At 64.5% G+C, this 10,835-nt stretch carries 8 protein-coding genes; 4 read left to right on the top strand and 4 right to left on the bottom strand.

Annotation, left to right across the window (positions count from 1 at the left end; genetic code table 11):
- Window positions 1–87: 87 nt before the first annotated feature.
- Together H5T60_06835 and H5T60_06830 are read right to left on the bottom strand one after the other, a co-directional pair.
- Entirely contained in the window at window positions 88–2,256 is a 2,169-nt protein-coding gene (locus H5T60_06835; GenBank protein ID MBC7242144.1) for a peptidase S8, read from the bottom strand.
- A gap of 37 nt (window positions 2,257–2,293) precedes the next feature.
- A complete protein-coding gene (locus tag H5T60_06830; GenBank protein MBC7242143.1) occupies window positions 2,294–3,460 on the bottom strand; it encodes an iron-containing alcohol dehydrogenase in 1,167 nt (388 codons plus the stop codon).
- Window positions 3,461–3,704: 244 nt separating this feature from the next.
- On the opposite strand from H5T60_06830, the gene H5T60_06825 reads away from it, so the two are divergent.
- Window positions 3,705–4,859 carry a TIM barrel protein gene (locus H5T60_06825; protein ID MBC7242142.1) on the top strand — a complete coding sequence of 385 codons (1,155 nt, stop codon included), beginning with the start codon at window positions 3,705–3,707 and terminating at the stop codon, window positions 4,857–4,859.
- Window positions 4,860–5,034: 175 nt separating this feature from the next.
- Here the strand turns inward: H5T60_06825 and xylB are convergent, their stop codons facing one another.
- The gene (xylB, locus tag H5T60_06820) at window positions 5,035–6,528 is read right to left on the bottom strand and encodes a xylulokinase (GenBank protein ID MBC7242141.1); all 1,494 of its coding nucleotides are present in this window, start codon (window positions 6,526–6,528) and stop codon (window positions 5,035–5,037) included.
- A 258-nt stretch (window positions 6,529–6,786) separates the two neighbouring features.
- On the opposite strand from xylB, the gene amrS reads away from it, so the two are divergent.
- From amrS to rsmA, 3 genes are all read left to right on the top strand, one after another.
- Window positions 6,787–7,818, top strand: coding sequence for an AmmeMemoRadiSam system radical SAM enzyme (gene amrS / locus H5T60_06815; protein MBC7242140.1), 1,032 nt, complete (start codon window positions 6,787–6,789; stop codon window positions 7,816–7,818).
- A gap of 234 nt (window positions 7,819–8,052) precedes the next feature.
- On the top strand, window positions 8,053–9,489 hold the full coding sequence (locus tag H5T60_06810) for a DUF348 domain-containing protein (GenBank protein MBC7242139.1): 1,437 nt from the start codon (window positions 8,053–8,055) through the stop codon (window positions 9,487–9,489).
- Window positions 9,486–10,364, top strand: a complete 879-nt coding sequence (rsmA, locus tag H5T60_06805) for a ribosomal RNA small subunit methyltransferase A (protein MBC7242138.1) — start codon at window positions 9,486–9,488, stop codon at window positions 10,362–10,364. Before H5T60_06810 ends, rsmA begins: the two co-directional genes overlap by 4 nt.
- On the opposite strand, the gene acpS is transcribed toward rsmA, so the two are convergent.
- Entirely contained in the window at window positions 10,361–10,729 is a 369-nt protein-coding gene (gene acpS, locus H5T60_06800) for a holo-ACP synthase (protein MBC7242137.1), read from the bottom strand. The genes rsmA and acpS overlap by 4 nt on opposite strands.
- Window positions 10,730–10,835 lie beyond the last annotated feature (106 nt).

The following is a 10,835-nucleotide window of genomic DNA, read 5'->3' as shown; positions in this document are numbered from 1 at the left end:
CGCCGGCCCAGCGGTTGGTGATGGCGGCCTCTACCGTTCTGCTGGCCGGCGCCTGCGTCTGGATCATTTATTGGGAATAGGGGGAAATTACGGCTTCAGCCAGAAGACGCCGGGCGCACGAGGGGCCTGGCCGGCGCCGTTGCACCAGAGCTGGACGCCATTCGTGCCGCCGGCGTTTTCCACGCCAATGGTCGCCGAACCGGCATCGGCGATGCTCTGATACTGGAGTTTGATGCCGCCGTCCCGCTGAAGGACAATCTGGAAGGTCTCGCGGCCGGCGCCGGCGCCGCTTTTGCCGGCGTGCGGCACCTGATACCACTCAATGACAAAGGTATCTTCCCCGAACGCTTTGACGAACACACCCCCTATCAGCGATGGGTCCAGGTCGTCCCAGAAGACATATATGGCGTTGTTCGGCGGCGCCGAATTCGGTAGGCAGGTGTTGTTGGACGCCGGCTCATATCCCGCGCCGAAGCTCACGTAGCCGTTGGAGGACACCCACAAACGGGAGTAACTGCGACCGTAAAAGGGGAAGGCGAATGGCAGATTGACCGCCGCAGAACCGTCGTCCGGTAAGGTCAGGGCGATGCCGCCGGTGCGGGCGTCCAGCCATTCATACCCGTATGCGCCGCCGGCGTTCAGTGCCTGCGCCGGCAGAAAGGCCATGCGCAGTTGGGCGACGTATGTGGCGGTGAGCGGGATGGTGAGGGGGGAGTTCTGCACCGCCGGCGTGGGGCTGGAGATCATCAGCGTGCCCAGGTAGATGCCCGGTGTCATGCTGGCCGTCACCGGCTGGACCGTCAGGGTGATGCTTTCGCGAGGACCCAGCCGGCCGCTGGTGCTTCCAAGCACCCGGAACCACGGCACCCCCTGAATGATGGCCGCCTGCCAGTCCAGCGGCAGATATGGGCTGGGGTTGCGCAGGGTAACTCGTGATGAAGGGGCGGGGCGGTTTCCGCCGGCCAGGAACGAGAGGCCGGCGGGCTGGACTTCCAGCGCCGGCGCGGCGGAGCGCAGGGCGGCAGAGACGTCGATCAGGCCGTAGCCGAAATAGTCATTCCTGCCGTCCAGATAGGCGTATGGGCCGATTTTGCGGGCGCTGTCCTGCATGACCTGCTGGACCTGGGTGGCGGAGAAGGATGGGTTCAGCGCCCACAGCAGGCCGGCCAGGCCGGAGACGTGGGCCGCCGCCATAGACGTGCCGGAGCGGGCGCCGTAGGAGTCGTTGGGCATAGTGGACCAGACCGGACTGCCGGCGTCGCCGCCCGGCGCCGCCAGGTCTATGTAAGGATGATATTCCGAGTATGCGGCGCGTCCCTCCTGGCGGGTGACGGCGGCCACCGCCAGGGTCTCATCATAGGCGGCCGGATAGGCGACGGGATTCACCCCCGGACAGCCGGCGCCCCCATCGCCGCAGTTGCCGGCGGCCGTGACCACCAGACAACCGCGGTTAGCGGCATAGATGACCGCATCGTGCAGGCCCTGATAGTCCTCCCAGCCCACCAGACTCAGGTTGATGACCTTCGCCACGTTGGCGGCGTAGCGGATGCCGTCAATGATGTTGAAGTATGTCCCGACGCCGCTGGCGTTGAGCACTTTGATGGGCATCAGCCGCGCCTGCCAGTCCACGCCGGCCACGCCGATGCTGTTATTGGTCAGCGCGCCGATAATGCCGGCGACGTGCGTGCCGTGGCCGTTATCGTCGTCAGGGTAGGGGTCGCTGTTGACATAATCCCAACCAGCCGCCAGCCGGCCGGCCAGGTCGGGGTGGTCGAGGTCCACTCCCGTATCCAGCACGGCGATGGTGATGGTGGCACTGCCGGTGATGATGTCCCAGCCGGCCGGCGCGTTGATAAGGGTCATGTTCCACTGAAGGGACCAGTACGGGTCGTTGGGGATGCCGGCGGCGTAGGCGTAGTAGTTCGGGGCGGCATATTCCGCCAGCCCGCTGTCCACCAGCCAGCGGGCCAGCTCCTGCTCCCGGCCGGCAGGCGCGCGCAGTCGGGCAATGGCGAGGTCAGGGATGGACTGCAGGGGCTGGATGCCTTTCTCCGCCAGCATGGACGTCACGTCGCGCTTGACGGTCGGCGTGCGGAGCTTGGCGATGATCTCGCCCGGCACGTAGGCCGGCGCCGGCTCCTGGGCCAGGCCGGGCGTTTCCGGCATGCCCCCCAGCCAGGCCAGCAGAGCCAGCGTGCCGGCGGCCACCATGATGGCCAGGACCAGACGCGCGCACCATCTGGCAATGTATCGCATCGCTACCGCCTTCTCCTGGGCAGATGCCCGTCCTGCACTATGTTGATGACGCCGGCGTGCCAGCCACTTGTTCCAGGATGTGCCGGCAGTCCTCCGCGGAAGCCGGCCGGGGGTTGTTCGGCAGCATGGCCATTCGGCTCGCTTCCTCAGCCATCGTGCGCAGTTCCTCCGCCGCCGGCGAAGGGATGTTCAGCTCCCGCAGGGTGGTGGGCATCCCCAGGCCGATCAGCCAGCCGCGCACCAGTTCCACGACCTGTTCGTCTGACATCTCCCGCGGCAGGCCCAGCAGGTCCAGCAGGCCGGCGCGTTTCTCTCCCAGGGCCGGCAGGTTAAAGGCCAGCCCGTACGGGAGCAGGAGGCCGATGCACAGCCCGTGGTGCAGTTCGTAGCGGGCGGCCAGGGGGCCGGCCAGCGCATGGACGATGCCCAGCCCGCTCTGGTCAAAGGCCCAGCCGGCGAGCGCGCTCGCCAACAGCATCTCGCTCCGGGCCTCCAGGTCGCGGCCGTCATGCACGGCGCGGGGGAGGTACCGCCATGCCCGCTGTATCGCCATCGCCGCCAGGGCGTCGGTGATGGGATTGGCGCGCCGGCCCACGTATGCCTCGATGGCATGGCCCAGCACATCGGCGCCGACGGCGGCGGTCAGGCGCGGCGGAAGCCCCGTGGTGAGCGCAGGGTCCAGCACGGCGGCGCGGGCATACAGATACGGGCTGACCACGCCCTTTTTGAAGCGCGTTTCCTCGTCCTCGATGACGGCAGTGCGCGTCATCTCACTGCCGGTGCCGGCGGTGGTGGGGACAGCGACCAGGGGGGTGATCGGCCGGGTGATGGGCCGGCCTTCCCACTGGTAATCCCGATAGCGGCCGCCGTTGGCCAGCAGAAGGCCGGCCGCCTTGGCCACGTCAATGACGCTCCCACCGCCCAGGGCGACGAATGCCTCTACGCCGAAGCGTTCGGCCGCTTCCAGGGCGCGTTCGACGTCTAGCGTCGTGGGATTGGAGCGCACCCCGGTGAACACCTGCACTTGACAGCCGGCTTCGATCAAAATGTGGCGGACCTGATCCACCAGGCCGGCCTTTTCCAGGCCGGCGTCGCTGACCAGCAAGATGCGCTGTGCGCCCAGCTTTGCCAGTGCTTCCGGCAGTGCCTGGGCGACGGGCCGGCCGAAGATGAGTTTGACGGGTGTATACAGTGTGAATTCCATGGCGCCTCCCGCATATATTCCAATGCCAGATATCCTGGTGCATATCATACACCGCCGGCCCGTTTCTGGCAATCCTCTGAAGGGGAGCGGCCGGGTTCGCCGATGGATATTGCCGCTTCATAGGGTTGGGGTCAACGAAGCGTTCCCCGGACGAAAGTTGGCGGCCGGCTTGGCAATGCCGCATTCCGGTGGTAATATTGGTTTGATAACTGAACAGATAATTTTAGAAGAAAGGAGCTGTCCGATGGCCTTCCGCGATTGTCGCTCCCAAGCACTGCGCAGATCACCCGAAGATCTGCTCCGCCACATGCAGGACTTTCACTTGGATCTGAAGTTCTCCGCCGGCATCTGGTATTTCTCCCCTGGCGGCGGACGCTTCCACGAGCGTTATACCCCTGCCCTGGATATTCCGGCGTGCCTGGAGATCGCCGCTCGCCTGAAAGACGCCGGCCTTTCCGCCATGGAAGCCCATTATCCCAATGAGATCAACGAGGACAATCTGGAGGTCTGGAAGAGTTTCGCTCGGGACACCGGCATCCGCATCCTCACGGTCATTCCCCTCTTGTTTTACGATGCGACGTTCGAGTGGGGGTCTCTCTCCTCGCCGCTCCCGGAGGTGCGGAAGTTCGCCTTGGAGCGCACCATCCGCGCCTTTGAGCTGAACAAGGAGCTGGACACCGACTTTGCCGTGGTGTGGCCTGGCATCGATGGGTATGAAAATCCATTTGGCATAGATTTTTACCGGGCGCGCGATCGCTTTGCCCAGGGGTTGGCACAGGCCATGGATGCGGTGCCCGGCGTGCGCGTGGCCTTCGAACCCAAGCCGTACGAACCGCGCGGGCGTATCCTCTACGGCACTACGCCAGAGGGCATCCTGCTCGGCCAGAAAGTGGAGGCGTTGCTGAACCATCCCGAGAACCGCCGCCGGCTCGCCGAGGGGCACGCGCTGGTCGGCATGAACCCGGAAGTGGGCCATATGTTGATGGCTTACGAGGACCTGCCCTATGCCTTCAGCCTGGTCATGGAATACGGCCGGCTCTTCCATACCCATTGGAACAGCCAGCCGATGGGCAACTATGACCAGGACCTGAATGTCGGCGTCATCGCGCCCGAACAGACCGAGGCGGCGCTGTATGTGCTGAAAATGTACGGCTACCAGGGCTATTTCGGCATTGACATCAACCCGGAGCGCATGCCCGTGGAGGTCGCCCTGCGCAACTGCATGGATGCCCTGCGCGCCGCGGCCGATCGTATTGAGTCGTTGGACCATGAGAAGGTGCTGTACGCCACGGAGCATCCTGACAAGGCGCGCGGGTGGCTGGAGGCCTATTTGATCCGCATGCGGGCCCTGCATCCGGAAAAGCTGGGCCCCCTACCGACATTGGAGATGGACAGTTAGCCCGTCCCTTGGGAACGCATCAGCCGGCGGGTCTCCCCCGCCGGCTGATTGTCTCAGCCCTATCTTGCTGTGCTACAGGATCGCCGGGCTTCATGCCGGCACTCGCCCCCGGAGTGCAACGCGTGGATCGCGGTAGGGTGCGGATGGTGATGCATGCCGCGATACCCCCGATGGATCAATGTTCCAGCGCATGGAACCAGGGCGCGAGGAGGGGGTAGAGCTGGCGGTATGCCGGGTAATAGCGTCCGTACCGCTGATGCTGTTCGGCATCTACCGCCGTCTTTCCGGTCACGGAGATGGTAGCACGGCAGGCGGCCTCGACGTCCGGCCATATGCCGGCGCCAACGCCGGCCAGCAGAGCCGCGCCGTATGCCGCCCCTTCGGTCGTGTTGACCGTGACCAATTCCACCCCCAGCACATCCGCCAGAATTTGCCGCCATACCGGGCTGCGGGAGCCGCCGCCGGAAACGCGCACCTCTTCCATGGCGCCCACACCCACCTGCCGGATCAGCTCAAAGATGTCCCGCAGTCCGAACGCCACCCCTTCCAGCACGGCGCGTGTCATATGCGCCGATCCATGACGAATGGTCAGGCCGATGAACGCGCCGCGGGCCAGGGGGTCGGGATGCGGCGTGCGCTCCCCCGTAAGGTAGGGAAGGAAGAACAGCCCTTCACAGCCGGCAGGGATCTCCGCGGCCGCGGCCAACAGTTCATCGTAGTCGCTGGCCGGCGCGAAAGTGTCGTGGTACCAGCGGAGACTGCCGGCGGCGGAAAGCATCACCCCCATGAGATGCCAGCGCCCGGGCACCGCATGGCAGAAAGCATGCAGACGGCCCTCCGGTTCATAGACGGGGGCTTCCGTGCTGACGAACACCACGCCGGAGGTGCCCAACGTCAGGGCTACCACTCCCGGGCGGATGGCACCGACTCCCACGGCCTGGGCCGATTGGTCCCCGCCGCCGGCGACCACCGGCGTGCCGGCGAGCAATCCCGTCTGCCCGGCGGCCTCGGGCGTCACAACGCCGGTGACCTGGGGACCTTCAAAGGTCTCGGGGAGCCAATCGGCGGGGATTTCGAGGGCTTCCAGGATGTCTGCGGACCAGGCTCGCGTTTGTAAGTCCAACAGCAGGGTTCCCGCCGCGTCCGCCTTGTCGGTGGCGAATGTTCCCGTCAGGCGATAGCGCACGTAATCCTTAGGGAGCAAAATATAGCGCACGCGCGCATATACTTCCGGCTCGTTCTCCCGCACCCACAGGATTTTAGGGGCAGTGAAGCCGGCCAAGGCATCGTTGCCAGTGATGGCAATCAGGCGAGACTTTCCCACCCGAGCGCGAATTTCGTCGCATTGCCGGCCGGTGCGCTGATCGTTCCACAGGATGGCGGGGCGCAGAACGTTTCCATCCCGGTCCAGTAAGGTCAAGCCATGCATTTGTCCGGTCAGGCCGATGGCTAAGACATCAGATGCCCGAACGCCGCTCTGTGCCAACGCGCCGGCGATGCTCGAAACCGTCGCGCTCCACCACTCCTTTGGATCTTGCTCGCTCCACAACGGTCGAGGGGTGGAAAGAGTCAATGGGGTGTTCACCGCACAGATCACATCCCCTGCCTCGTTGACCAACAGAGCCTTCGCACCCGTGGTAGAAACGTCGATACCCATGACATAGTGCATGATGACGCCTCCGCGAAATGGAATTTGCGAGCATTTATATGCCGGCGGTTTGTCCCGCCGTTTGGTGGACCATCAGGGCGATGGGGCCGATTGCGCCGGCCATCTACGCCGTGTGCGGAACGTGAGTTATTATACCCAGCCCGTGCGCTCCTGACAACGTGCCCTTTCAACATTCTCCTGCATATTCCCTTGTCCTGGGGCGTCGGCTGTGGTATCATCTGTTCAGACCGCAATGCGCAGTAAGCGGGGGAGGCGAAAATGGACGGACAGAATCCGATCCCCAAGGAAGCGCGCTGGTACCACAAGCGAGAGGACGGGAAGGTACAGTGCTATCTGTGTGCCCACCGCTGTGTCATCAGCGACGGCAAGCTGGGCATCTGCCAGGTGCGCAAGAACGAGGGCGGTACCCTGTATACCCTGGTCTATGGCCGCACCATCGCCCGGCACGTGGACCCCATCGAGAAAAAGCCGCTGTTCCATGTGGCGCCGGGCAGCACATCGTTCTCCATTGCCACGCCAGGGTGCAATTTCCGCTGTCTGTTCTGCCAGAATGCCGATATCTCCCAGATGCCGCGCGAACAGCACCTCATCATGGGCCATCAGATGTCGCCGGAAGAGATCATGCGCGATGCGAAGCGCTACGGCTGTTCCAGCATATCGTACACCTATACCGAGCCGACCATCTTCTCGGAATACGCGTATGACGTAGCGGTGCTGGCCCATGACGCCGGCCTGCTCAATATCTACGTCACGAACGGCTACATGACCCCGGAGATGCTGGACGACTTTCATCCCTATCTCGACGCGGCCAATGTGGACCTCAAGGCCTTCCGCGATGAATTCTACCGCGAGATGTGCGGCGCCCGGCTTCAGCCGGTGCTGGATGCCCTGCGCCATATGAGGCGGCTGGGTATCTGGGTGGAGGTGACTACGCTCATTATCCCGCGTGCCAACGACGACCCGGCCGAACTGCGCGAGATCGCGGAGTTCATTCGCGATGAGCTGGGACCGGATACCCCCTGGCATATCAGTCGTTTTCATCCCATGTATAAGCTGACCGACCGGCCGTCCACGCCGGCCTCCACGCTGGAGATGGCGGTGCGCATCGGGAAAGAGGCCGGCCTGCGGTATGTCTATATGGGCAACGTCCCAGGCCAGGGGGAGGATACGTTCTGTCACCAGTGCGGCGCCCGCCTGATCGAGCGCTACGGCTTTCAGGTGCTGGCGTATCGGCTGAAAGAGGGGAAATGCCCGGTCTGTGGGACGCCCGTCGCCGGCCGCAATCTCTAGCGCCGGCTGAATTTGACAGCCCGAACATCTTCTGTACAATCTTGGCATTGTTTTGCACGGATGATCCGTAATATTTTCCCTTTTACTGAGTGAGACCCACATTTCAGCAGAGGGATGTGACGGGCGTTGAATTTCCCAATGCGTTGGAGTCCGCTGGGTCGAATCGCCGGCCTTGCCGGCCGGAACCTTCGAACTCTCAGCGCGCTTTCATTCGTAGCCATTGGACTTCTCGCCGTGTTGGGGGGGGCGCTCTCCCCTCAGGCCGGCGTCCAGACACTGCTCATCGTGGACCAACACCCGCTGGTCGTCCAGACCTATGCGGGGCGCGTCGGGGAGCTTCTGCAGGAGGTGGGACTGCGGCTGGGCGCACATGATATCGTGGTGCCCCCGCCGACAACCCCCATTTCTGCCGGCACCACCATCCGTGTCTTTCGCGCGCGTCCCTTTCTCGTCGAGGTGGACGGACAGGTCCTGGAGCTGGAAAGCCATGCCAGCCGGCTGGACGTACTGTTGGCGGAAGCCGGCGTCTCCCTGGGCCCCCATGACCAGATTTTCCTCGATGACCAACCTGTCGGTGCCGATGCCGCGCTGACGGAGGGAAGCGCCGGCCAGGGGGGATCCTCTTCACCCCCGAAGCAGTCTCTGCGCCGTCAACGCATCCTCTTCCCCACACCGAAGCCCGTACGCATCTCCATCCGCCGCGCCAGGCCCTTTACCCTGCATGATGGACCAGTCGCCGGCGTCCTGTATTCGACCGCCGCCACGGTGGGGCAGGCGTTGTGGGAGCACGGCATTTTGCTGTACGCCGGCGACCGGGTCAGCCCAGACCTCTCCACCCCACTGCAGGCCGGCCTCAACGTCTACATCCAGCGCTCTCAACCGGTGGAAATCCTGGTGGACGGCCGACACATCCGCACGCGCTCCCAGGCGGTCTCGGTGGGGGAGCTTCTCTCGGAACTCGGCATTGCCCTGGTGGGGCAGGACCGCGTGGAGCCGGCGGAGGACACGCCGGTGACCGCGGACATGGTCGTGCGGGTCACCCGCGTGCGCGAGGAAGTGCTGGTCGAGGAGGAGACGATCCCGTTTGAGACGCGCTGGGAGCCTGACAGCAACCTGGAGCTGGATCAGCAGGAGCTTCAGCAGGCCGGCGCAGAGGGTCTGCTCCGCCGGCGGGTGCGGGTCCTGTATGAAGATGGTCAGGAGGTGGCCCGCAACCTGGAAGATGAGTGGGTGGAGCGCGAGCCGACGGACAAGATTATCCGCTACGGCACCAAAATTGTCATCCGCGAGCTGGAAACACCCGATGGGACAATCTACTACTGGCGGCGCATCCGCATGCTGGCCACCTCATACACGGCCGCCACGTCGGGCAAGGCCCCGGACCATCCGGAGTACGGCATCACGTTCTTGGGATGGCAGATGCGCGCCGGCATTGTAGCCGTGGATCCCAGCGTCATTCCCCTCCGCACCGAGGTGTATGTGCCGGGATACGGTAAGGGAATAGCCGCCGATACGGGTGGGGCTATCAAGGGCCGGCGCATAGACCTGGGTTACGATGAGGGGAATATCACGTACTGGTACAAGTGGGTGGACGTGTATCTGCTGGCGCCGCCACCGCCGCCCAGCAAAATCCGCTGGGTGCTCCCGAACTGGCCCGTGGAGAGAAAATGAGCGGTTCCCCGGATGCGGAGACCCCGAAACAGCTCCTGCGCCGCTACGGCATTGCGCCGAAAAAACAGTTGGGGCAGAATTTCATGATTGACCCGCGCGCTCTGGAACGGGTGGTGCAAGCGGCGGAGGTCACGCCGGCGGACGACGTGCTGGAGATCGGCGCCGGCATCGGCACTCTCACGGAGCGCCTGCTGGAACATGCCGGCCGGGTGGTGGCGGTGGAGCTGGATGCGCAGTTGGTCGCTGTCCTCCAGGAACGCCTGGGTTCCCACCCGCATCTGCAGATTGTGGCCGGCGACATCCTGCGGCTCCGACCGGCGGAGTATTTCACCGCACCCTACAAGGTGGTCGGAAATATCCCCTACTACATCACCTCTGCCATCCTGCGGCATCTGTTGGAAGCCCAGCCCCGCCCCACTATGTTGGTGCTGACCATGCAGAAGGAAGTGGCGGCGCGCATCCTTTCCAGGGAGAAATGGAGCCTGTTGGCAGTGAGCGTGCATTTTTACGGCCGGCCGCGGCTGATGGGGCACATTTCCCGACACGCCTTCTATCCCGTCCCTAATGTGGATTCGGCGATCCTGCGGGTGGATGTATGGCCTCAGCCGGCGGTTTCCGTGCCGGATACGCGGCTCTTTTTCCGCGTGGTGAAGGCCGGCTTTTCGGCCCCGCGCAAGCAGTTGCGCAACACGCTGGCCCACGGCTTAGGCGTGGCGCCGGAGGCCGTGGAGCAGGCGCTGAGCGCCGCCGGCATGGATCCCCGCCGGCGCGCCGAGACCGTCTCTTTGGAGGAGTGGGGGCAGATCTGCCGGGTCCTGGGGCCGACGCTGGTGGGCGGGTTGCCGGCGGAGGAGCCGGAGGCTGAGGAGCTTTAGCGGTCGTACCCCACCGCAAAGGCGACCGCGTAGGCGCGGCTGTGGGAGAGGCTGATCTCCACCTGCTGGATGCCGAGCTGGGCGGCGCGCGCCTCGGCCCGGCCCAGCAGACGCACTATGGGCTTGCCGCGTGTGTCGTTGAGGATTTCAATTTCGCGCCAGGAGACGCCGGCGAAGCCCGTGCCCAGCACCTTGGAGACGGCCTCTTTGCCGGCGAAGCGGGCGGCCAGTTCTGCCGGAGCGCCGGCATAGCGCCGGCGCTCCTCTTCCGTGTACACCCTCTGCAGAAATCGCTCACCGAAACGCACCAGGGCGCGCTCGACGCGATCGATTTCCACGATGTCCACCCCGACGTAGATGGGCATGGGCCGGCCTCAGCCGCAAGAACCCGGGTTGTTGACAGCATTGGGGCCGTAGCCCCGGCCGACGCCGCGGTAAATAAAGCCCAGCCTCTGCATATCCGCCGGCTCG

The organism is Anaerolineae bacterium, from assembly GCA_014360855.1.
GTDB lineage: Bacteria > Chloroflexota > Anaerolineae > JACIWP01 > JACIWP01 > JACIWP01.
The sequence above is the reverse complement of the archived record's forward strand: the minus strand, read 5'-3'. Positions and strand labels throughout refer to the sequence as shown.

What these genes read in the sequence shown, in the direction of transcription:
- rsmA (MBC7242138.1), top strand. Translation starts at nt 9,486, where the DNA reads ATGAGCGGTTCCCCGGATGCGGAGACCCCGAAACAGCTCCTGCGCCGC.
- H5T60_06835 (MBC7242144.1), bottom strand. Translation starts at nt 2,256, where the DNA reads ATGCGATACATTGCCAGATGGTGCGCGCGTCTGGTCCTGGCCATCATG.
- H5T60_06825 (MBC7242142.1), top strand. Translation starts at nt 3,705, where the DNA reads ATGGCCTTCCGCGATTGTCGCTCCCAAGCACTGCGCAGATCACCCGAA.
- xylB (MBC7242141.1), bottom strand. Translation starts at nt 6,528, where the DNA reads ATGCACTATGTCATGGGTATCGACGTTTCTACCACGGGTGCGAAGGCT.
- acpS (MBC7242137.1), bottom strand. Translation starts at nt 10,729, where the DNA reads ATGCCCATCTACGTCGGGGTGGACATCGTGGAAATCGATCGCGTCGAG.
- H5T60_06830 (MBC7242143.1), bottom strand. Translation starts at nt 3,460, where the DNA reads ATGGAATTCACACTGTATACACCCGTCAAACTCATCTTCGGCCGGCCC.
- amrS (MBC7242140.1), top strand. Translation starts at nt 6,787, where the DNA reads ATGGACGGACAGAATCCGATCCCCAAGGAAGCGCGCTGGTACCACAAG.